The organism is Streptomyces sp. Ncost-T10-10d (genome assembly GCF_900091955.1).
Classification (GTDB): Bacteria; Actinomycetota; Actinomycetes; order Streptomycetales; family Streptomycetaceae; genus Streptomyces.
Map to the genome: position 1 here is coordinate 1 of NZ_FMDF01000069.1, position 21,383 is coordinate 21,383.

The 21,383-nt window shown below is 69.9% G+C and carries 20 protein-coding genes and 1 pseudogene; 12 read left to right on the top strand and 9 right to left on the bottom strand.

What is annotated here, in order from left to right:
- The 6 genes from GA0115254_RS47435 to GA0115254_RS09250 all read right to left on the bottom strand — a co-directional run.
- Positions 1–215, bottom strand: a 215-nt coding sequence (locus GA0115254_RS47435) for a hypothetical protein (protein WP_141720793.1), incomplete at its 3' end; no start/stop codon positions are given.
- Positions 157–2,469, bottom strand: a complete 2,313-nt coding sequence (locus GA0115254_RS09235; protein WP_093894781.1) for an NACHT and WD repeat domain-containing protein — start codon at positions 2,467–2,469, stop codon at positions 157–159. The genes GA0115254_RS09235 and GA0115254_RS47435, both read right to left, overlap by 59 nt.
- Entirely contained in the window at positions 2,466–2,897 is a 432-nt protein-coding gene (locus GA0115254_RS09240) for a hypothetical protein (protein ID WP_093894782.1), read from the bottom strand. Before GA0115254_RS09240 ends, GA0115254_RS09235 begins: the two co-directional genes overlap by 4 nt.
- A gap of 16 nt (positions 2,898–2,913) precedes the next feature.
- The gene (locus tag GA0115254_RS45800) at positions 2,914–4,014 is read right to left on the bottom strand and encodes an outer membrane protein assembly factor BamB family protein (RefSeq protein WP_256102470.1); all 1,101 of its coding nucleotides are present in this window, start codon (positions 4,012–4,014) and stop codon (positions 2,914–2,916) included.
- The gene (locus tag GA0115254_RS45805; RefSeq protein ID WP_256102471.1) at positions 3,945–5,174 is read right to left on the bottom strand and encodes a serine/threonine-protein kinase; all 1,230 of its coding nucleotides are present in this window, start codon (positions 5,172–5,174) and stop codon (positions 3,945–3,947) included. The genes GA0115254_RS45800 and GA0115254_RS45805 overlap by 70 nt, the downstream gene beginning before the upstream one ends.
- Entirely contained in the window at positions 5,149–5,763 is a 615-nt protein-coding gene (locus GA0115254_RS09250; RefSeq protein WP_093894783.1) for a toll/interleukin-1 receptor domain-containing protein, read from the bottom strand. The genes GA0115254_RS45805 and GA0115254_RS09250 overlap by 26 nt, the downstream gene beginning before the upstream one ends.
- Positions 5,764–5,887: 124 nt before the next feature.
- Between GA0115254_RS09250 and GA0115254_RS09255 the strand changes: the two genes are divergently transcribed.
- From GA0115254_RS09255 to GA0115254_RS09295, 9 genes and pseudogenes are all read left to right on the top strand, one after another.
- Entirely contained in the window at positions 5,888–7,081 is a 1,194-nt protein-coding gene (locus GA0115254_RS09255; RefSeq protein WP_093894784.1) for a helix-turn-helix domain-containing protein, read from the top strand.
- Positions 7,082–7,217: 136 nt separating this feature from the next.
- Positions 7,218–7,591: pseudogene (locus GA0115254_RS09260) on the top strand (transposase); the annotation flags it as partial.
- Between the two features lie 455 nt (positions 7,592–8,046).
- Entirely contained in the window at positions 8,047–9,132 is a 1,086-nt protein-coding gene (locus tag GA0115254_RS09265; RefSeq protein ID WP_093894786.1) for an ABC transporter substrate-binding protein, read from the top strand.
- A 110-nt stretch (positions 9,133–9,242) separates the two neighbouring features.
- Positions 9,243–10,883 (top strand): sugar ABC transporter ATP-binding protein, encoded by a 1,641-nt coding sequence (locus tag GA0115254_RS09270; RefSeq protein WP_093894787.1) that lies wholly within the window; start codon positions 9,243–9,245, stop codon positions 10,881–10,883.
- Positions 10,880–11,851, top strand: coding sequence for an ABC transporter permease (locus GA0115254_RS09275; RefSeq protein WP_093894788.1), 972 nt, complete (start codon positions 10,880–10,882; stop codon positions 11,849–11,851). Before GA0115254_RS09270 ends, GA0115254_RS09275 begins: the two co-directional genes overlap by 4 nt.
- Positions 11,848–12,909, top strand: coding sequence for an ABC transporter permease (locus tag GA0115254_RS09280; protein WP_093894789.1), 1,062 nt, complete (start codon positions 11,848–11,850; stop codon positions 12,907–12,909). Before GA0115254_RS09275 ends, GA0115254_RS09280 begins: the two co-directional genes overlap by 4 nt.
- Positions 12,910–13,003: 94 nt before the next feature.
- Entirely contained in the window at positions 13,004–14,035 is a 1,032-nt protein-coding gene (locus tag GA0115254_RS09285; protein ID WP_093894790.1) for a LacI family DNA-binding transcriptional regulator, read from the top strand.
- Between the two features lie 40 nt (positions 14,036–14,075).
- Complete coding sequence (locus GA0115254_RS09290) at positions 14,076–15,167, top strand: aldose epimerase family protein (RefSeq protein WP_093894791.1); 1,092 nt, start codon at positions 14,076–14,078, stop codon at positions 15,165–15,167.
- 212 nt (positions 15,168–15,379) lie between these two features.
- Positions 15,380–15,796, top strand: coding sequence for an acyl-CoA thioesterase (locus GA0115254_RS09295; RefSeq protein ID WP_093894792.1), 417 nt, complete (start codon positions 15,380–15,382; stop codon positions 15,794–15,796).
- A gap of 176 nt (positions 15,797–15,972) precedes the next feature.
- Here the strand turns inward: GA0115254_RS09295 and GA0115254_RS09300 are convergent, their stop codons facing one another.
- On the bottom strand, positions 15,973–16,608 hold the full coding sequence (locus tag GA0115254_RS09300) for an NAD(P)-dependent oxidoreductase (protein ID WP_093894793.1): 636 nt from the start codon (positions 16,606–16,608) through the stop codon (positions 15,973–15,975).
- A 100-nt stretch (positions 16,609–16,708) separates the two neighbouring features.
- On the opposite strand from GA0115254_RS09300, the gene GA0115254_RS09305 reads away from it, so the two are divergent.
- Together GA0115254_RS09305 and GA0115254_RS09310 are read left to right on the top strand one after the other, a co-directional pair.
- The gene (locus GA0115254_RS09305) at positions 16,709–17,086 is read left to right on the top strand and encodes a winged helix-turn-helix transcriptional regulator (RefSeq protein WP_176740044.1); all 378 of its coding nucleotides are present in this window, start codon (positions 16,709–16,711) and stop codon (positions 17,084–17,086) included.
- A gap of 90 nt (positions 17,087–17,176) precedes the next feature.
- Positions 17,177–17,542, top strand: a complete 366-nt coding sequence (locus tag GA0115254_RS09310; RefSeq protein WP_370740844.1) for an ArsR/SmtB family transcription factor — start codon at positions 17,177–17,179, stop codon at positions 17,540–17,542.
- Positions 17,543–17,544: 2 nt separating this feature from the next.
- On the opposite strand, the gene GA0115254_RS09315 is transcribed toward GA0115254_RS09310, so the two are convergent.
- Complete coding sequence (locus GA0115254_RS09315) at positions 17,545–18,963, bottom strand: FAD-dependent oxidoreductase (protein ID WP_093894795.1); 1,419 nt, start codon at positions 18,961–18,963, stop codon at positions 17,545–17,547.
- Between the two features lie 77 nt (positions 18,964–19,040).
- Positions 19,041–19,727 (bottom strand): DUF305 domain-containing protein, encoded by a 687-nt coding sequence (locus GA0115254_RS09320; protein ID WP_093894796.1) that lies wholly within the window; start codon positions 19,725–19,727, stop codon positions 19,041–19,043.
- Positions 19,728–19,885: 158 nt separating this feature from the next.
- On the opposite strand from GA0115254_RS09320, the gene GA0115254_RS09325 reads away from it, so the two are divergent.
- Entirely contained in the window at positions 19,886–21,376 is a 1,491-nt protein-coding gene (locus GA0115254_RS09325; protein WP_093894797.1) for an LVIVD repeat-containing protein, read from the top strand.
- Positions 21,377–21,383 lie beyond the last annotated feature (7 nt).

Consider the following 21,383-nt stretch of genomic DNA (forward strand, 5'->3'; position numbering starts at 1 on the left):
TCGGGGCTGAACGCCAGGGAGTTGACGCGATGCCCGGCCTTCAGGGAACGGCCACGGCCGGGGTGGGCCGGGTCGGTGGTGTTCCACAGGCAGATGGTGCCGGAGTCGTCGTCGCATGCGGCGGCCAAGGTGTGCCCGGTGGGGCTGAACGCGACGCTACGGGAGAAGACGTCGGGGCAGTCGAGGTCCAGGGGGCGCCCCTGCGGGTTTGACATCGTCGGGGCGGGTGACGTTCCACAGGCTGACGAATCCGGCGTGCCAACCGGCGGCCAGGGTGCGGCCGTCGGGGCTGAACGCCAGCGATTCGATGCTGCTCAAGGCGTCCCAGCCCTCAATGGCGGGACTCTTCGGCCGGCCGAGCAGGACCGGGTGGCTGGGGCTGGTCAGGCTCCACAGGTCGACGAATCCGCCGGAACCCGCGTCGCCGTTGTGGCTGGTGTGGCCGCCGACGGCGAGCACCCGGCCGTTCGGGCTGAACGCGAGCGACAGGATCGAATTGACGGAACGGTCCATGGGCACGGGTCGGCCCAGCGCCACCGGACGGCCGGGATCGGAGACGTCCCACAGCCGGACGAGGTTCTGGCTGAGGTTCCCGGCCGCCAGCATGTGCCCGTCGGGGCTGTAGGCCACGGTGTACACCATGCCGCGCGGGCCGGGAAGCCGGGTGTCCAGCGGTGTGTTCTGGGTCGTGATGAGCCGGGACGCCGCGTCCGGGGTCGCATCCATGCGGTAGGAGGTCAGCGCGAGCTGAGCGGACAGCGAGGGATCGGTCGGCGCCAGTTGAACGGACGCGGAGGTGACGGCCGCGTTGATGGCCCGGTCGCGGGCTCGCAGGGCCTGGGACTCCTGCCGGAAGGCGAACACCGCGGCCAGCGAGGCGACCACGGCCAGGGTGGTGATGGTGGCGACCGCGGCGCGCCGGAGCCGTTGCCCGCGCCGCTGGTGTTGGCGGGCGGTGGCCAGGAACGCCCGGGCGGCGCTGCTGAGTTCCGCCCCGTGCGTTCCGGCCCAGGCGAGGGCGGTCTCCAGCCGGTTGCCGCGGTACAGGGAGGCCGCCTCCCGGCCGGCCTGTTCCCAGAGCGCGGCCGCGTCCTCCAGATCCTGTCGTACGAGGTTGCCGCTGCGGTCGTGCTCGATCCAGCCCCGCAGCCGGGGCCAGGCGCGGATGAGCACCTCATGTGTCATCACCACCGTGTCCTCGTCCCGGGTCAGCAGCCGGCCACGGGTGAAGTCGTCCAGGACTCTGGCGGCCGCTTCCCGGTCCGGCGCGTGACGCAGCAGCTCGTCGTACCGGACGCGCCGGCGGCTGTCGTCGGCGTCGCGTCCCACGATGACGAGCCGCAGGAACACCCACCGTGCGGCCTCCTGGTAGGGCAGCGGAAGGGTGTCGTAGAGCCTGTTCGCCGTGATCGCGATGGCGCCCTGGATGCCGCCGGTGACGCGGTACCCGTCCACGGTGAGCGTGTGGCCGTGGCGCTGCTGCCAGGTGGCCCGCAGCGCGTGCGCGAGCAGCGGGAGCCGGCCCGTGGTGCTCGTACCGACCGGTCCGCCGACCGTGCCCAGCTCCGTCAGCAGCACCTCGACCAGGCCGTCCTCGATGTCGAGCCCCACATTACCGGCCGGTCGGCGGATCGCGTCCTTGAGCTCGTCCTCCGTCATCGGCTCCAGCAGGACCGGTCCGGCCCGGAGCGCCGCCCGGAGCTGCGGATGGGCCGTGCACGCGGCGTAGAAGTCCGCGCGTACCCCCAGCACCACGACCGCACCGCCCGTGGGCCGGGCCAGACGGTCGAGCACATCGATGAGCCACTGCCGTTCGGCCTCGTCGCCGCAGGCCGTGAAGACCTCCTCGAACTGGTCGACCACGACGATCAGTCCCGCGGAGGGGGACCCCCCGGCGGGCGCCGGATCGGCGGCTCCGGTGATCTCGCGCAGCTCGGCGAGGCACCGTGCGGGATCGGCCCGCCACACCGGTGCCGTGTGCCGGGCGGTCCCAGCGTCGAGCCCGGCGGCGGCCGCCAGCGCCAGCGCGGGGGAGGCCGTCGGGGTCAGGACCAGCCGCGGCCAGGTGCTCGAACCCGCCGCCGGAAGCCGGCCGTCTTCCAGGGCCGGCAGCACCCCGGCCGCGAGCAGGGACGACTTCCCGGCCCCCGAGGGGCCGATCAGCACCAGCGGGCCGCCCTCGCGCATCCGGGCGTCCATCCGCTCGCACACGAGGTGAACCATGCGCTCACGGCCGTAGAACCACTGCTTGTGATCCGCGTCGAACGGGACCAATCCCGGGTACGGGCAGGGCACGCGGTCGGCGCCGGGGCCGGGCACGGTTCTGCGCCCCTCGTCGCCGTGCCGGATGTGGAGGTCGCGGCCGGCCTGGTAGACGCTGCCGCCGCCGGTCGCGCTCGCCTCCTGCCGCCTCGGCTGCCAGAGGGGCGGCTCGTCGGGGGCCGGGGCGTCGCTACCGTATTCCGTCACGCCTGTCCGCCCCTGGTGACGTTCATGTCCCGGCCGGCCAGGTACGCGTCGCCGCCGGAGACGTGTGCCCCCAGCGTCATCGAGCCCGTGATCTGCTGCTCCGGGGCTCCGGCCGTGCCCGGTTCCGCGCCGAACAGTGCGCGCAGCTCGTCGACGGCGTCCGGCCGCACGGCCATGAGCCGGATGATGCGGGCCCGCCACTCGGCGACCAGCAGTCCCTGGAGCTCCCCGTCGTCGCCCGTCTGCCGCGCCTGAAGCAACTCATCGCGTGCATCGGTGAGTTCCTCCTCCACGCGCTCCGGGTGCGCGGACCGCCACAGTGCCAGGACCGAGGACTTGACCGCGCCCCAGCCGTCCGTCGCCAGCAGATCGATCAGGCGTGCCGCGGCTGCCGATGCCAGGCCGGCGAGTTCCACACTCGTGTCCATGTCTTCTCCTTGTCCCTTACCGGCCGTGGGCCGCGATCGCTGTCATGGTCAGGTTGGAGGCGATGAACACGCGGTCGCCGCCCACCGTCCACATGAAACCCACGTCCGGCTGCCCGGGGTCCCTGTATTTCCACCGGGCCCTGCCGGTGGCCGCGTCGATGGCCCACAGCGTCTGGGCGCTGTCGGTGGCGAAGACGGTGTCGGCCGAACACTGCGCGTTCTTGCCGCCCAGACTGAGGGAGGCGTTGAACAGATTGGAACCGCCCATCTTGTTGGCGCCGTCGAGCGTCGCGACCCACCGGAGCGTGCCGTCGGCCGAGTCCATGGCGGCGAGGTCGCTGCCGACGGGTACGTAGACGGTCGCGCCGTCCAGGCTGGAGAACGGGTAGCCGATCTTGACCTGGTCCCCGTTCTTCGACTCGAAGCGTCGATGCCACTTCTCGTCGCCCGTGGCCGTATCGACGGCGAACAGTGTGTCGCCGTTGCCGCCGGCGAACAGGAACAGTCCGGCCGCGTAGCACGTCATCGGCCAGCCGGGGGTGAAGTAGTACGAGGTGAACGGGATGGGCACCTTCCAGCCGCGGGCACCCCTCCGGCCGGCGTCGATCATTTGGACGCGGCCGGGTTTCCTGGCCGGAACGGCCGAGGCGGCCAGCAGGCGGGAACCGGTGGGCGGCACGAGCACGTTGTTGATGTCCGTGCCCTCGACCTGCCACAGTTTCTTGCCGGTCGCGGCCTTGAACGCACGGATGTAGCCGGTGGTCGGGGACTCGGCCGAGAACTTCTCGTGCCGTCGGCTCACCTGCCCGCACACATAGACCGTGTCCCCCGCGACGGCCACGTAGTTGCTCGGGTACATCGACACGAGCGTGGGGCCGCCGGGATCGGAGGCGGCAAGGTTGATCACCCACTTCACCTTCCCCCCGGCGGCGTCGAACGCCGCCAGCACACCTGGCTGACTCGGTGTGTCGCAGAGCAGGTAGAACACCCCGTCCGCGTACGCCGTCGGGTACTTCGAGCCGCTCATGCGGAACGGGTTGGTCGCGTTCAGCGGGCGGAACACGGGGTCTCCGGTCGCGGCGTCCAGGAACGACGTGGCCTTGGCCGTGACCACCATGACCGTCTTGTCGGATGCCTCCAGGCAGGTGGGGGCGCTCTTTCCGACCCCCGACCATGCCTTGACGGCGTCGGGTCCGGCCAGAACGGTCGGTTCCGGTTCGCCCGTCGAGGACGGCGACGCGGAGGGGTGGGCGTGGATCGCGCGCCTGACGGAGAGGCCGGCCGCGCGGCGGGCCCGGGCCCGCCGGCCCGGCCCTCGGGAGCCGGTGACGAGTCGCCGGAGAAGGCGAGTGCCGCCGCGGTCCCGCCGAGTACGGCTACGCCGCCGGCCAGAGCGATGACCAGCTTCCGGCGGCTGACACCCGCACCGGCAGCGGTCTCCGGCGGAGGAGGAAGCGGGCCCCGGTCGCCGCCCCCGGCGGACACCGATCCCACCGCCGCTGTCGCGGCGGCCATGTCGGCGGTCACCGCCGGCGGCAGCCAACTCCCTTGCAAGTCAGGCAGGTTCTGATGCTTCAAGTAGGCGACGAGTTGCTCCGCGGTGGGACGGTCCGACGATTCGGGGTACAGGCAGCCGCCGATCACCTCGCGCAGCGACACGGGGAGTGCGTCCGTGTCCGGCTCGCCTCCGGAAGCTGCGAACAGCACGGTCGACCCGAGGTCGAACATGTCGTCCGTCGGTGAGGGTGCCGGACTGCCGGTTGCTCCCGCCATCCCCAGTGCGGTGATGCGGGGCCCGTCCATGGTCAGCAGCACCGAGTCCGGGTTCACCTCGCCGTGGACCGTCCCGGCCGCGTGGAGTGCGGCCAGCGCCCGGGCGAGGCCGTCGGCGAGCACCCGCAGAGCCGGTTCGGAGAGTGGACCGTGCCGGTCCACCGCCTGCCGGAGCGGCAGTCCGGCGGTGAACGGGGTCGCCAGCCAGGGAGCGGGCGCGTCGGGGTCGGCATCCACCACCGGTACGAGGAAGGCACCGGACAGCGTCCGTGCCGCCTCGACGGCGGCTCGGAACCGGTCCCGGAACCCCGGGTCCGCGGCGAGTTCGGGCGCCACGACCGTGACCGTGACGAGGAGTCCCTCGTCCGAGCGGGCCGCGAAGACCTCGCTCCCGCCGACGGTGCTCTGTCTTCCGAGCAGCGCATACGGCCCGATCCGACGAGCACCGTCTGCTCCGGGATGAACCATCGTCAGCCCCTCACGCCAGCCTGATCGTCTGATCACGGGCCGCCTGGTAGGCGCTGCCGCCGCCGGACACATGGGCCGTCATCGTCATCGACGGCTCCGGATCGGCGGCCGGCGCCGTACCGCGCCCGGGTTCGACAGCGGAGTCGGAATCGCCCCCGGCATCGGACAGGAGAGCGGCCACCGCGTCACCCAAGTGCGCCAGCCCGTCCGGCAGATGGGTCTCCGGAACGCGGAGGAACTGCAGGCGCGCCAGCTCCGCGATCTCGGCCGGCAGCGCCGAGGCGTCGGGCAGCATCGTCGCGTCCCCCAGAAGAACCGGGACGACGCGGTTCCCCGCCCGCAGCGCTGTCGCGATCTCCAGGCGGACCCAGTCGTGAGCCCGGTCCAGGAGCCGCACCCCGTTCTCGCTCCGCGCGTCGAGCCACCCTGGCCCGATCAGTACGCACATGAGCTCGCACTCGGCGGCCTGCCGCCGCAGGATCTCGGCGAAATCGGCCCCGGGCGGAATCGACTCGCCCGACTTGAAGATCTCATCCGCACCCAAGCGTTCGGACAGCGCGCGGTAGACGTGATTTCGCATCCACCGGGAGTCCGGTTTGCGAAAGCTGAGGAAGATGCGCGGCACAATTGCCCCCTCTCCGGCAAGCCTTGATGTCAGGGATCGTGCTCACCCTAGGGGCGCGGTACTCGCCCGGTGGCTATTCACCGGGGATTGAATAGCAGGCGCAAGGATCCGTACGCTGGCATTTATGGATCCGACGGACAGCGTGGCAGGGACGGCCCCGGCAGGGGGATCGACCGGCACGCGTCTGCCGCCGGGCGACTTCGGCGTCGTCCTGGCCACACTCCGGGCACGTCGGGGCTGGAGCGTGCGCGAGTTCGCCCGGCGTGCGAACGTGTCCGAAGGCCAGATCTGCAATCTGGAGAGCGGGTTGCGCAACCCGACGCCCGCTGTGGCGGCGGCTTGCGACGCGGCCTTCGGCACCGGCGGGGAACTCGTCGAGCTGGCCGGGGCCGGCCGCCGCGGGGCCCGGGCCGAGAGCGTCGTCGAGGCCGGCCCCGTGGTCGCCGGATACGAGCGGGTCCTGTGGGAGCTGAAGGACATCGGCAGATCCACCGGACCGAGGTTCGTCATCGCTTCGATGAAGTCGATCACGCGGATCCTGACGGACGCCGGTCCGCAGGCCGTTGGCGAGCAGCGTGCCGAGATCTGGCTGCTGGCCTCGAGGTTCGCCGAATACACGGGGTGGATGGCACAAGAGGCGGGAAATCCCGCGGAGGCGTTGCGCTGGACGAATCTCGCTGTCCGCTGGGGCGCACACGGCGGCGACGAAACGGTGGCCGCGTATGCCCTGGTCCGCAAGGCGTTCATCGCCCAGCATCGCGGTGACACCTGTGCGGCGATCGGATTCGCCGACCAGGCGGCCGGGCACCCGGCGGCCAACCCGGTGATCCGCGCGCATGCCGCGCGTCGCGCGGCCCAGGGGCATGCGCGCAGTGGCGATGCGGGGGCCTGCCGGGAGGCACTGGAGCGGTTCAGAAGCCACGCCGCCGAGGTCATCGGCGACCGGACCCCTCACTGGGGCCCGCGCATCGAGAACGGCAACCCTCGGCTCATCGAGGCGTCCTGCATGCTCAGCCTCCGTCGCTTCGAGCTGGCCGCAGACCTTTTCGCCGCCGAGCGCCTGCGCCGGCCGGCCGTCCCGGCGGACAGCAACTCCCTGGCCCGCTTCGCGGTTCGGCAGGCGACAGCCCTGGCCGGTGTCGGCCGCCTCGACGACGCCTGTCAGATCGTCGAGGCCGCGCTGACCGTGATCAAGCGCATCGACTCGGCCACCGTCCGCGCGGAGCTGGGCCGTTTCGTGGAACAGGCCCGGACCCGGAGAGCCAGCCCGGGCCAACTCGCCCTCATCGACGCATCGGCCGCCCTCGCGATCGGCTGACAGTCGCGATCGGCTCACAGTACGGACAGATCTTGTACTGCAACCGCGCTTGGCGTGACGGGGTGTCGTGCTGGTGGTTGTTCCTGTCATGGGTGGGGAGCTCGAAGTCGGTGACGTGTAGCGGTGGGCGGCGGAGCTGAAGGAGGTGCATGAACGTTTGTGCACCGGTTTCAGCGCTCGGAGCCCCGGGAATCGGCATTGGCCTATATGCAGGGCCTGGCGTCGTCGCTGGAGCGGAAGAACGCGTGGACGGTCGCTGAGCACGCGGGGCATGACCGGCCGGACCGCCTGCAGCGACTGCTCAATACATGCGACTGGGATGCTGACGAAGTTCGTGACGACGTAAGGGAGTTCGTGATCGAACACCTTGGTGACCGGCAAGCGGCGCTCATCGTGGACGGCATTGGGTTCCTGAAGAAGGGGATCCGCTCGGCCGGGGTCCAGCGCCAGTACGAACGGCGGGCCGGGTCGGGGACAACAGTCCGCGCGAAGGAGCTCAAAATGGGGATCAAAACCCGGTGAACAGCACCTCGCCCCACTGAGCCTGCCCGAGATCCGCCGCCTTGCAGTACTGGGACGTCAACTGCATTGCAGTGTTGGAATCTTGGCGTTCGGCCGTATGGCAAAACGCCGTTCGGAGGCTCTCCAGGGGTGTCGCGCCATCGACTCGTCCTCCATGAGCCGGTCTTGGGGAGTCGTGGGCGTGCGATGCCGACACATTCTGGAATCGCATCGGCAACGGTCTTGCCGCCCGTGCCGCACCGCCTATATAACGTTGTAAACCGAGCCGCCGACAGGCCGCGCAGGCTCTCGCGACCACCGGTTCAGCAGCTGTTCACGCAGCTCGGAGCTGGGTCGTGAGGAGTGCAGTGACATCACCCGCCCAGCGGTTGATGCATCGTCCAGCCATGCCCCGATGGCACGCCAGCGAGCGTGCGGTCAACCCGTCAAGGAGCGTCCCGCGCATGATGATCCAGCGCCGATCCCGTACCCTCGCCGTGGCCTGCCTCCTCGCCGCCACCGCCACGCTGGCCGCCTCCGGCTGCTCCAAGTCGGAAACCTCGAACAATGCGGGCGGTGACAGCAGTCAGGGAGCCCAGGCGGCCAAGACCCCCGAGAGCAGCTCCGGTTCGGGCTGCTCGCTACAGACCTACGGTGCGCCGAAGCTGGACCTGAAGAACGCGGTGGTCGGCTTCTCCCAGTCGGAGAAGGAAGCCAACCCGTTCCGTATCGCCGAGACCCAGTCCATCAAGGACGAGGCCGACAAGGTCGGGGTGAAGAAGCTGCTGACCACCAACGCGCAGTCGCAGCTCTCCAAGCAGATCAGCGACATCCAGGACATGCTCTCCCAGGGCGCCCAGTTCCTCATCGTCGCCCCGCTGAACTCCGACGGTCTGGAGCCGGCGTTCAAGGCGGCGGCTGCCAAGAAGGTTCCCGTCCTGACCATCGACCGTAAGGTCAACTCCACCGCCTGCAAGGACTATGTGGCCTTCCTCGGATCCGACTTCGTGGAGCAGGGCAAGCGCGCGGCGGACGCGATGATCAAGGCGACGGGCGGCAAGGGCGAGATCGCCATCCTCCTCGGGGCGTCGGGCAACAACGTCACCACCGACCGCACCAAGGGCTTCGTCGACCAGATCAAGGCCGAGGCGCCCGGCCTGCAGATCGTCGCCCAGCAGACCGGCGAGTTCGCCCGCGACAAGGGCCAGCAGGTCATGGAGCAGCTCATCCAGTCCAAGCCAGACATCACCGCCGTCTACGCGGAGAACGACGAGATGGGGCTCGGTGCCGTCACCGCGCTGAAGGCCGCCGGGAAGAAGCCGGGCAAGGACATCAAGATCGTCTCCGTGGACGGCACCCGAAACGCCGTGCAGGCCCTGGTCAACGGCGAGTACAACGCCGTCATCGAGTCGAACCCGCGCTTCGGACCGCTCGCCTTCGCGACCGCCCAGAAGTTCTACGGCGGCGAGGAGATCCCGGAGAACGTCATCATCTCCGACCGGGCGTACGACGAGTCCAACGCCAAGGCCTCGCTCGGCGGGGCGTTCTGACCGTACCCATCCGCAGGGACCGCAACCCCGGCCCACCGCCGCCGTGGCACTCCACCGCCACGGCGGCATCGGGCCCACATCCTTGGAACAGCGGAAGGCCGAGGCAACTCATGGCACCACCCGAAGCAGTACCGCAGGCGCCGGAGCCGGTCGCCCACCCGAAGGAGGTGACCGCCCCGTCCGCCGTCGGCACCGTCCTCGAAGCCCGCTCGGTGAGCAAGCAGTTCCCAGGTGTCGTCGCCCTCGACGACGTGTCCTTCTCCCTGCGCGCCGGGGAGACCCACGCGCTGGTGGGGGAGAACGGCGCCGGCAAATCCACCTTGATCAAGGTCCTGACCGGCGTCTACCAGCCCGACGGGGGTGAACTCCGGCTGAGCGGACAGCGCGTCAGGTTCGCCCGGCCGTTCGAGGCCCAGCAGGCCGGGATCTCCACGATCTACCAGGAGGTGAACCTCGTCCCGCTGATGAGCGTGGCGCGCAACATCTTCCTCGGCCGTGAGTCCAAGAACCGCCTCGGCCTCATCGACTTCTCCCGGATGCACCGCGAGACCACCGAACTGCTGGACGGCTTCGGCGTACGCGTCGACCCCCGAAGGCCCCTGCACACGCTGGGCATCGGCACCCAGCAGATGGTCGCCCTGGCCCGCGCCGTCTCGGTCAACGCCCAGGTCGTCATCATGGACGAGCCCACCTCCTCGCTGGAGCCGCGCGAGGTCGAGACCCTCTTCCGGGTCATCGAGAACCTGCGCGGCGAGGGCATCGCCGTCCTCTACGTCAGCCATCGCATGGACGAGCTCTACCGGATCTGCGACCGCGTCACCGTGCTCCGCGACGGCCACCACATCCACACCGGCGACCTCGCCGGCCTCGACCGCATGCAGCTGGTCTCGATGATGCTCGGCCGCGATCTGTCCGAGGTCCGCCGCACCGGCCTCACCGGCCTCACCGGCTTCGGCAGCGAGGGGCACGACGCGGCACGAACCCCCGTACTCACCGCGACCGCCCTGTCCCGACGTCACCAACTCCAGGACATATCCCTGTCGTTGTACGGCGGCGAAGTGCTCGGACTCGGCGGCCTCCTCGGCTCCGGCCGCAGCGAGACGGCGAAGGCCCTCGCCGGCGCCCTGAGCCTGGACTCCGGTGAACTCTCCGTCGGAGGGCGGAAGTTGCGAAGAATCAGCTCGGCCGGAGCGATCCGTGCGGGAATCAGCCTGCTGCCCGAGGACCGCAAGGCCGAAGGCATCGTCCCCGGCCTCTCCGTGCGCGAGAACATCGTGCTGGCCGCCATGCCCCGCCTCTCCCGCTTCGGTGTGGTCTCCCGCCGCAAGCAGGACCGCATCGTCGACATCTTCGTGAAGCGGCTGCGGATCAAGGCTGCGAGCCCCGAGCAGAAGGTCGGCGAACTCTCCGGAGGCAACCAGCAGAAGGTCCTCCTTGCCCGCTGGCTCTGCCTGGAACCCAAGGTGCTGCTGCTCGACGAACCGACCCGTGGCATCGACGTCGGCGCCAAGGCCGAGGTCCAGGGCCTCATCGACGACCTCGCACGCGAGGGCCTCGCCGTCCTGCTCATCTCCTCCGACATCGAGGAACTCATCGAGGGAGCCGGCCGCATCGTCGTCCTGCGCGGCGGCTCGGTTGCGGGCGAACTCAAGGGCGACGAGGTGACCGAAAGCCATCTGCTCGAAGTGCTCGCCGACCACTCATCGGCGCCCGCCGGCCAGGTCCCGGCAGCTCAGGAGGTCCCCCGATGACCCAGGCCGCCCTCTCCACCCCCGCCCGACCCCTGGCGCGGCTGCGTGACCCCGCCTGGTACCAGGAGTACGGCGTGTACGTCGCCGTGGCAGTGGTGCTCGTCTTCAACGCCCTGTTCACCGAGCACTTCATGACCGCCGACAATCTCCGCACCCAGCTCGTCCAGGTCGCCCCCATCGTCATCGTCGCCCTGGGCATGGCCCTGGTCATCGGCACCGAGGGCGTCGACCTGTCCGTCGGCTCGACCATGGCACTCGCCGCGGCGCTCCTGCCGCTCTACCTCGGATACGGGCTCGTGCCCGCGCTCGCCGTCGCGCTGCTCGCGGGTGCCGTCGTCGGGGCGGTCAACGGCACCCTGGTCTCGCTCATCGGGCTGCAACCGATCGTCGCCACCCTCGCCCTGTTCGTCGGCGGCCGGGGTCTCGCTCTCGTCATGGCCGACGGCCGGCTCAAGCAGATCGTCAACCCGGATCTGCTCTCGCTCGGCACCGGCTCCTTCCTCGGCATCCCGCTGGTCGTGCTGATTGCCGGAATCCTCGCCGTGGCTGTCGCCTTCCTGGTCCAGCGCACCACTTTCGGCCGCCAGATCGTCGCCGTCGGAGGCAACCGCCCGGCGGCGGCCCTCGCCGGGCTGCCCGTACGGCGCGTACTCATCGGTGTGTACGTGCTCTGCGGCGTACTGGCCGCCCTCGCCGGTATCCTCGCCACCGCCAGGCTCACCGCCAGCGACCCCTCCTCGCTCGGCACCCTCATGGAGCTCTCCGCCATCACGGCGGTCGTGGTCGGTGGCACCCCCCTCAACGGCGGTTCCATCCGGGTGCTCGGCACCGTCGCCGGCGCCCTGCTGATGCAGCTGCTGCGCGCCACCCTCGTCAAGCACGACCTGCCCGACTCCACCGCACAGATCGCCCAGGCGGCCATCATCATCGCCGCCGTCTACGTCGCCCGGGAGCGTCGGTCCCGATGAACGAAACCACACCCGCCGCGGTGGACCGGGTCCCGGCACCGCGCAACAGCACCGCAGCATCCCGAGACGGCGCGCTCCGCCCTGCAACCGGGTCCCAGCCCGCGCTCACGCAGCGGCTCGCCGAACTCCTTCAGCGCCAGGGCGTGCTCGCCGTCCTGCTGACCGTCGTGATCACCGCTTCGTTCGTCTACCCGACATTCGCCACGCTGGACAACGCCCGCGGGGTGACCGTGCAGGCGTCCTTCCTCGCCGTGGTCGCGCTCGGCATGACCATGGTCATCATCACGGGCGGCATCGACCTCTCCGTCGGGTCGGTCTTCGCCCTCGGCGGTGTGCTCGCCGCCTGGGCCTCGCAATGGGGCATCCTGCCCGCGCTGCTCGTACCGCTCGTGATGTGCGGTGCGATCGGTCTGCTCAACGGCTTCCTGATCGCCCGTGCCGGGATGGCACCCTTCATCGTCACCCTCGCCACCCTGCTGGCGGCCCGTGGCATGCTCCTCGCCTTCACCGACGAGGGCGCCACCACGTACCTCGTACCCAAGGGCTCCGCCTTCGCCGAACTCGGACAGGGCAGCGTATGGGGCTTCGGCTACCCGATCCTGATCGCTCTGGTGCTGTTCGGCGGCGGTGGACTGCTCCTGCAGCGCACCTCGTTCGGGCAGACCCTCTTCGCCGTCGGCGGCAGCAGCGATGCGGCCACCTTGATGGGCCTGCCCGTCGCCCGTACAAAAGTCCTCGTCCACATGCTCAGCGGTCTGCTCGCCGGACTCGCCGGTGCGCTGAACGCGGCCAGGCTGTCCTCCGGCGTCACCATCGTCGGCGTGGGCATGGAACTCGACGCGATCTCGGCCGTCGTCATCGGCGGCACCCTCCTCATCGGCGGCGCCGGATCGATCAGCGGCACCCTCTGGGGCGTACTGCTGCTTGCCGTCATCCAGAACCTCATCAACCAGATCGGTTCGCTGAACTCCTCGTACCAGTCGGTGGTCAGCGGAGGGTTCCTTATCGTTGTCGTCGTGGCCCAGCGCTATCTGGCGCGCAGCCGCAGAACCACCTGAGCCGTGCAGGCCGGGGCATCGCCCCGGGCCGCGAAGCGCGAGCCAAGCCGATCCCGTGCGCACCGGTGCGCATCGAACCGAGTCAGGGAGTGCCGTGGGCGTCAGCCTCAAGGACGTTGCACAACGGGCGGGCGTGTCCATCAAGACCGTGTCGAACGTGGTGAACAATTATCAGCACGTCACACCGAAGATGCGCGCCAAGGTGCAGCAGGCCATCGACGAACTCGGCTACCGGCCGAACCTCACCGCACGCCATCTGCGCAAGGGCCGGACCGGCATCATCGCGCTCGCCGTACCCGAGTTCGGCAACCCGTACTTCGCCGAGCTGGCGGGCGCGGTGGTCGACGCGGCCGCCCGGCACGACTACACCGTCCTGGTCGACCACACCGCCGGCCTCAGGGAGAAGGAACTCCTGGTCAGCCAGGGATTCCGGTCCCATGTCATCGACGGCCTCATCCTCAGCCCCATCCATCTGGAGACCGAGGACCTCATGGCGCGCACCGAGACCGCGCCCCTGGTCCTGCTCGGCGAGCGGGAGTACGAGGCCCCGTACGACCACATCGCCATCGACAACGTGGCCGCCGCCCGCGACGCCGTACGCCACCTCATCGACCGCGGGCACCGTCGGATCGCCTTCCTCGGCTCCCGCACCGGACGTGAACGCCAGCCCGCCCATCTGCGGCTGCGCGGCTGGCGCGAGGAGCTCGACGCGGCCGCCATCGAGCCCGACGAGTCACTGGTGGTGGTCACCGACGGCTACGGGCGCGAGGACGGCGCCACCGCCATGGCCGCCCTCCTGGACAGGGGGGAGCAGCCCGACGCGGTCTTCGCGTACAACGACCTCATCGCCATCGGCGCCATGCGCACCCTGACCGCACGCGGCCTGCGCATTCCCGAGGACGTCGCCGTCGTCGGCTTCGACAACATCGAGGAGAGCCTCTACGGAGCCACCACCCTCACCACCATCGCCCCCGACAAGGAGGCCATCGCCCGGCTCGCCGTCGACAGCCTCGTCGAACGGCTCTCCGGCAACCCGGTGCCCGAACCACGACGGCGCCGCCCCGGCTACACCCTCGTCGTCCGCGAATCCACCGTGCCCCGGCCCACCACCGCAGAAGGGCACTGACCACCGCTTCCTCCGGCTTCGCTCCTCCCAAGGACCTCTGATGCCTCGCCCCATCGTGAACCGCACACCGTTCGGCGTCCATGACCGCACGGACGTCGATCTCTGGACACTCGACTCCGGTACGGGAGTGCGGGCCGAGATCCTCACCTACGGGGGCATCCTGCACGGCCTCACCGTGCCGGACACCGACGGAAGCACCGCATCCGTCGTACGGTCCCTGGCCACGCTGGACGACTACACCGGCAGGAACCCGTTCTTCGGCGCCCTCATCGGCCGCTTCGCCAACCGCATCGCCCACGGCCGATTCACCCTCGACGGAACGACGCACCACATCCCCGCCAACGACCGGGGCCACGCCCTGCACGGCGGCCCCGAAGGCTTCCACACCAGAATCTGGCAGGCCACCGCGGACGCGGGCGAGGGCGCCGCGACCCTCCGGCTCACCCTGCACAGCCCCGACGGCGACATGGGCTTCCCCGGAGCGCTCGACGTCACGGTGACGTACACCCTCGACACCACCGGCACGCTCGCCGTCGACTACGCCGCGACCACCGGCCGTCCAACGGTTCTCAACCTCACCAACCACGCCTACTTCGACCTCACCGCGACCGGGGACGTCCTCGGCCACACCCTCCAGGTGGACGCCGACACCTATCTGCCGGTCGACGGCGACGGCATCCCGCAGGGACCCGCCGCCGATGTGCACCGCACCCCGTTCGACCTCACCGCCCCGCGCACCATCGGGGAGCGGATCGCGCTGCCGGACGAACAACTGCGGATGGCGGGCGGCTTCGACCACTGCTGGATCGTCCGCGACCCCGGGCCCGGGCCCGGGCCGCACTCCGCGCTGCGCCGGGCCGCCCGTCTCACCGCTCCAGACGCCGCCCGGATCCTGGAGGTCTGGACGACCGAACCCGGCATCCAGGTCTACACCGCCAACCAGCTCGACGGCACCCTCGCGGACCCCGCGGGCCTGCGCCACGCACGCCACAGCGCGATCTGCCTGGAGACCCAGCACCTGCCCGACTCGCCCAACCGTCCCGACTATCCCAGCACCGAGCTGCGCCCCGGCGAAGTCGCCCGCAGCCGGACCGAGTTCAGGTTTCCCCACCTCGCGCCGGACCCGGCCTGAGCACCGGATCCGCGGCATCGGGACGTGCCCGGTCCACGGATGTCACGTGCTTCGCGGACCGGGCCGCCCGCAGCCGGTCCGGCTGCCTCAGGTACGGACCGGCCGCGCCGGTCTCGCCCGGCGCAGCGTTCCTGCCGCGGTGAAGAGCTGCGGCGTCGGCAGTTGTGCGGGTGCGGGGGAATGCCGGAATGCGTCGTGATGTTGGGACGTCCATGACATTTTCTGTGGACGTGACCGTCCGGGGCTACGAACTCGACACGCAGGGACATCTGAACCAGGCCGTCTATTTGCAGTACGCCGAGCACGCGCGCTGGGAACTGCTGCGCGCTGCCGGCTTGTCGCAGGAGAAGCTGCTGGCCAGCGGCGTCGGGCCGGTGGCCCTAGAGACGACGGTGAAGTTCCTGCGGGAGCTCCGCGGTGGCGACCGGGTACGGGTGACCTGCCAGTTCGTGTACGGCAAGGGGAAGACGTTCGACGTCGCGCAGAAGATCCTCAAGGAAGACGGGACGGTCGCGGCGCAGATCACGGGCGTGGCGGGGATGCTCGACCTGACGGCCCGCAAGCTGATCGCCGATCCGGCCGGACATCTCGCCTCACTCGCCGAGAACCCGGACCTGCTCAGCGGGTGACCGGCCGCCCGCGGCCATGCGGTGCCGGTGGCCGGGCCGACCTGCTGATACAGCGTCACCAGCACGCTGTGCTTGGGCCGATCTCCGGCGCACTCGACGGCGCCCACGCACTGGCCGTCGCCCGGCCGGCGGGCTGACGGTCTCGGCCGACGGCCTGCTGCGGCGGGCCGCTTCGGTCATGCCCCCTCGACGCCGATGTGCGTGCGGTGGTGACCTGGGGCGTCGATCTCGTCGAGCAGGGCGATGGCGAAGTCGCTGTAGGAAATACGGGCGGCAGCGTCGACGGTGGCCGTGGTGTATCGGCCGGAGCGCGTCCCCTCGTGTTCGAAGTCCCCGGCCGGACTGACGACCAGCCAGTCCAGTGCGGTGGCCGCGGTACGCAGCACCGCCGTTCCGGCTGCGTGGCCGTGGCTGAAGGGGCGGTACTCCTGAGGGAAACCGGGGGTATCCATCAGCGGGGTTCCGTCGGCGGTTTCCATGGTTGCCGACAGACCGATGGAGATCAGCCGTGGCACACCGGCCCGCGTCAGTCCGTCGGTGAGAGCGCGGGCGGCAGCCGTGAAGAAGACTTCGGGCAGGGCGCCACCGTCGTGGACGGCGGAGATCGCGGCATCGTGCCCGGTCGCGAGGTCGGCAACAGCCCCGACTTCGGTCACATCGCCGGCCACGAGCCGGACGGCCGGACCTTCGAGCTCTCGGTCCTTGGCCGGTTCGCGCACGACCGCGGTGACATGGTGTCCGCGGCGAAGGGCCTCGCCGACGGCTGCCCGTCCCGCCCTGCCACCTGCGCCGAAGATGATGATTCTGCTCATGTGCCTACCTCGTCCCGCGTCCTGGAATCCCTGTGCCGACGTGCTCGGGCAAGTAGCCGGATCCGTGGTCACCTCTTGGATACCTCGCTGATGTGGCTCCGTGACCGAGCCGCTGGACCCGGAGATGTTCGACCCGGTCTGTCCGTCCGGACTGATGCCGATCCGCGTGGGGGACAAATGGGCCGGAATGATCGTCCAGTGCCTTGAGGGCGGCCCGCGACGCTTCTCCGAGCTACGGATCCCGCTGCGTACGGTCACGCCCAAGGTCCTCACCCAGTCACTCCGGTCGCTGAAGCGTGACGGATTCGTCGTCCGCACGGCGCGGGCCGGACCGGAACGGCACGTACAGTACGAGCTGACCGCGCTCGGCCGGAGTCTCCTTGAGCTGCTGGACACGGTGCGCGCCTGGGCGGAGCTCCACATGGAACAGGTCATCGACGCCCGTGAAGCGGCATCGCGCGCCGATCGCGCCGGGTGAGGCGCGGCCGGACCCGTCGTACGGTGAATCTCAAACTACGAAGAGTCTCGTATTATGGGAGACCGGACCAAGTCGGGAAGTGGAGTCATCGTGACCTCAGCCAGCGCCCCTGCGGTCGGCGGCCGCTCGCTCGACCACCCCACGCGGGACGAGATCCGCATCGAGGCGGTGCTCCATGCACTCTCCGACCCCATGAGACTGCGCGTGGTCCGCGAGCTGGCCGCCGCCGATGCCGAGCTCAGCTGCTCCTGCTTCGACCTGCCGGTGTCCAAGTCGACGACCACGCACCACTTCAGGGTGTTGCGCGAGAGCGGGGTCGTCCAGCAGATCTACCGCGGCACGGCCAAGATGAACGGGCTGCGCCGCGACGATCTGGAGACCCTGTTCCCCGGGCTTCTGGACAGCGTCCTCGACGCCGCGAACCGGCAGGTGCAGCGCATCGGCGAGGACCGATAGCCTCACTGTCCGGCCCGGTCGCCGCCATCCGCGGCGCTCAGCAGCCCCGCCCAGTCCGGGATCTTCACCGGCCCCCGGCCCAGCGACAGGCCCAGCGCAGCCTCCGCCCGCTCGATGGACAGCCAGCCGTCCCACTCCACCGGGCGCAGCCCCCACGCCCGCAGCGCAGCCACAGGATCGGGTGCCGACGGGCGCCCGGCGAGCAGTGTGGCGTCATCGAGCAACGACGTCACCGTCTCCTTCGCGCACGACCGGTTTGAACCGATCACTCCGGTCGGCCCCCGCTTGATCCACCCGGCGACGTACTCCCCGGGCGACGGCACTCCGTCCCGCAGCACCCGCCCCGCCAGATGCGGCACCGTCCCGCGCGCCGGGTCGAACGGCAGGCCGGGCAGCGGCAGCCCACGGTAGCCGACGGCCCGCAGCACGAGCTGGGCGTCGATGTCCTCGCACGTACCGGCGTCGCGCACGCCCCCGCTGCCGTCCGGCACGGTACGGGCGAACCGCACCCCGGCCACCCGCCCGTCCCGCTCCAGCAGTTCGACGGGGCGCAGAAAGAACCGCAGGTGGATCGTGCGCAGCGGGTCTCCCTCCGGGCCCGCACCTGCGGGGCCGGCCGCGGCCCATCCGCGCAGCACCTCGACATTGCGCCGCGCCGCCGCCGTCAGGGGCGGTGCGTTCGGTGGCGAGGACAGGGCGGGCGCCGACCGGGGGGACGGATCGACGTACGCCGGGTCGAGGGTCAGCTCCGCCTCGTCCACCACCACCCGCGCCCGCGGCAGCGCGCCCAGCTCCCGCAGTTCCTTGGTGGTGAACCGGGCCTGGGAGGGGCCGCGCCTGCCCGCCATGTGGACCTCGCGCACCCGGCTTCCGGCCAGCGCGCCGAGCGCCCCGTGCGGTACGTCGGTGGGGCGCAACTCCTCTGCGCTCCGGGCGAGAATCCGCGCCACGTCCACCGCTACATTGCCGACCCCGATCACCACGACCGAACGGGCCTGCAGCGCAAAGCTGTTGGCTGCGGCGTCGGGGTGTGCGCTGTACCAGGAGACGAACTCGGTCGCGGAGCAACTGCCGGGCAGGTCCTCCCCGGGGACGGCGAGGCCGCGGTCGGTCGCCGCCCCGACGCAGTACACGACCGCCTGGTAGAGCTCGGCGAGACGTTCGGACGGGATCCCGTCGCCGCCCACCTCGACATTGCCGAGGAAGGTGATCCGCTCGTGCTCCAGGACGGTCCGCAGACTGTTCTGCAGTGATTTGATCTTCTCGTGGTCGGGGGCGACGCCGTAGCGCACCAGGCCGTACGGGCAGGGGAGCCTGTCCAGCACATGGACCCGGACATCAGGCACCCGGTCCTGCTCGACCAGGGCCTGGGCGGCATAGACTCCACTGGGACCGGAGCCGACGACGGCGACACGGAGCACGGCGCACCTCTTCCCGCAGGATGCCTCCAGCATGGCACCCGTGGGCGGGGCAGGGGAGAGGCGCGCCCGGGGCGTGGTCAGGACGACATCGCGCGCATTCTGTCGATCTCCACCGTCTGCTGGGCGACGACGTCCCCGGCCATCTCCTCGACCTGCACATTGTTCCCCTGCGAGAGCACCTCCGTCGCCATCGTGATCGCTCCCTGATGGTGGGTGATCATCAGCTTCAGGAAGAGCTTGTCGAAGGCCGCGCCGTCCGCCGTCCGCAGCTGATCCAACTGCGCCGGGGTCGCCATTCCGGGCATCGCCGAGTGATCGTGGCCGCTCTTGCGCTTCTCTCCGCCATTGTGTTTGAGCCATCCCTCCATGGCGCCGATCTCCGGCTTCTGGCCCGCGGTGATGCGCTCGGCGAGCCGCTTGACCGCGGTGGAGTCCGAGCGGGCGGGGACGAGACCGGTCAACTCCAGTGCCTGGGAGTGGTGTTGGATCATCATCTGCACATATCGGAAGTCGGCCGAGTTGGGGGTGTCGTCCCCGGCGGCCTTCGCGGCCTCCTCGGCGGACAGGGTCCGCGCGGGTTCGCCCGGTTTCCCGGGCGCCACAACCGAAGTCCCCCCACCCGCCTGCGCCTTCGTGCGGTTGTCGCCGCCTCCCTCATCGCATGCGCCCAGGGTGAGAACGGCGGACATGACGGCCACGGCGAGAACAGATCTGCGTACACACATGGTCCGACGGCGGATCAACAAGTGGACCTCCATTGCCATATGGGGCGATTGCGAACCGTCCTCACACGCTTCCGCACCACAGCGATCAGAAATTTTCATTACGTCTCTGTTGCCATCTGTTGGGATACCTGTGGGGAGGACGATACTGCCGGTGTCCGTGAACTGTTCAACTACGTACGGATGCATGGGAGGACGCAGTGATTTCGTTGCACACGAGCCCGGCGCGGCGCAGACGTCTGGGTGTGGCTGTGGCAGCCGCCGGGCTGCTGGCCACGCTGCTGACGGCCGGACCCGCGGCCGCGACGCCCGACCCCGGTGATACGGCCACCGCCCGTACCGATGCCTCCGCCGCCCAGGAGGCCGAAGCCGCGGCCGCCATCAGCAGCGGCGAGGTACCCGGCGTGGACGAGATCGTCCACAGCAGCAACATCACCCATCTGGCCAATGTCCCGAAGGACGCACTCAAGGGGCTGAACACGGACCTGGCCTTCCAGGGGAAGTACGCCTTCGCAGGAAACTACGACGGCTTCCGGATCTACGACATCAGCAATCCGAAGTCTCCGAAGACGGTCGCCCAGGTCCTCTGCCCCGGATCGCAGAACGACGTCTCGGTCTCCGGAAACCTGCTCTTTCTGTCCACGGACTCCTCGCGCAGCGACAACTCCTGCACCAGCACCACCCAGCCCGCCACGGAGAAGTCCTCCTGGGAGGGCATGAAGGTCTTCGACATCAGCGACAAGCGCAACCCGAAGTATGTCGCCGCTGTCGAGACCGCCTGCGGATCGCACACGCACACGCTGATCCCCGAACGCAAGAACGTATACGTGTACGTCTCCTCGTACTCGCCGAGCGAGACGTTCCCGGACTGCCAGCCGCCGCACGACGGGATCTCCGTCATCAAGGTGCCGCGCAACGCACCCGAGAAGGCCGCGGTCGTGAATTTCCCGGTGCTCTTCCCGGACGGCGGCAACCCGGGCGCCCCGACCAACCCGGGCGTCTCCAAGACGACCGGCTGCCACGACATCACGGTGCTGCCCTCGAAGGACCTGGCCGCCGGTGCCTGCATGGGCGACGGTCTGCTGTTCTCCATCAAGGACCCGGAGAACCCGAGGATCATCGACCGGGTGCAGGACAACGTGAACTTCGCGTTCTGGCACTCCGCGACGTTCAACCAGAAGGCCGACAAGGTCGTCTTCACCGATGAACTCGGCGGTGGCGGGGCAGCCACCTGCAACGAGGAGATCGGCCCGAAGCGCGGCGCCGACGGCATCTACGACATCGTCGGCAGGGGAGACCACCGCAAGCTGGTCTTCCGCAGCTACTTCAAGATCGACCGTCCGCAGGCCGACACGGAGGTCTGTGTCGCCCACAACGGTTCGATCATCCCGGTCAAGGGCCGCGACCTGATGGTTCAGGCCTGGTACCAGGGCGGAGTCTCGGTGTGGGACTTCACCGACTCCTCGAAGCCGAAGGAGATCGGCTACTTCGAGCGCGGCCCCGTCAGCACGGACGCGGTCACCACGGCCGGCCCCTGGTCGGCGTACTACTACAACGGCTACATCTACTCCAACGACATCGCCAAGGGCTTCGACGTCCTGAAGCTCGACGACCGGCGGACCGACCCGGCGAAGCGGGTGCGGCTGGACGAGCTCAATGTTCAGACGCAGCCGGACTACTTCGACCGCTGATCCGACC

Bases quoted from the DNA above. Each gene is read 5' to 3' on its own strand.
- GA0115254_RS09240 (WP_093894782.1), bottom strand. From the start codon at position 2,897: ATGGACACGAGTGTGGAACTCGCCGGCCTGGCATCGGCAGCCGCGGCA.
- GA0115254_RS45800 (WP_256102470.1), bottom strand. From the start codon at position 4,014: ATGGTGGTCACGGCCAAGGCCACGTCGTTCCTGGACGCCGCGACCGGA.
- GA0115254_RS09255 (WP_093894784.1), top strand. From the start codon at position 5,888: ATGGATCCGACGGACAGCGTGGCAGGGACGGCCCCGGCAGGGGGATCG.
- GA0115254_RS09265 (WP_093894786.1), top strand. From the start codon at position 8,047: ATGATGATCCAGCGCCGATCCCGTACCCTCGCCGTGGCCTGCCTCCTC.
- GA0115254_RS09270 (WP_093894787.1), top strand. From the start codon at position 9,243: ATGGCACCACCCGAAGCAGTACCGCAGGCGCCGGAGCCGGTCGCCCAC.
- GA0115254_RS09275 (WP_093894788.1), top strand. From the start codon at position 10,880: ATGACCCAGGCCGCCCTCTCCACCCCCGCCCGACCCCTGGCGCGGCTG.
- GA0115254_RS09280 (WP_093894789.1), top strand. From the start codon at position 11,848: ATGAACGAAACCACACCCGCCGCGGTGGACCGGGTCCCGGCACCGCGC.
- GA0115254_RS09290 (WP_093894791.1), top strand. From the start codon at position 14,076: ATGCCTCGCCCCATCGTGAACCGCACACCGTTCGGCGTCCATGACCGC.
- GA0115254_RS09295 (WP_093894792.1), top strand. From the start codon at position 15,380: ATGACATTTTCTGTGGACGTGACCGTCCGGGGCTACGAACTCGACACG.
- GA0115254_RS09300 (WP_093894793.1), bottom strand. From the start codon at position 16,608: ATGAGCAGAATCATCATCTTCGGCGCAGGTGGCAGGGCGGGACGGGCA.
- GA0115254_RS09320 (WP_093894796.1), bottom strand. From the start codon at position 19,727: ATGGCAATGGAGGTCCACTTGTTGATCCGCCGTCGGACCATGTGTGTA.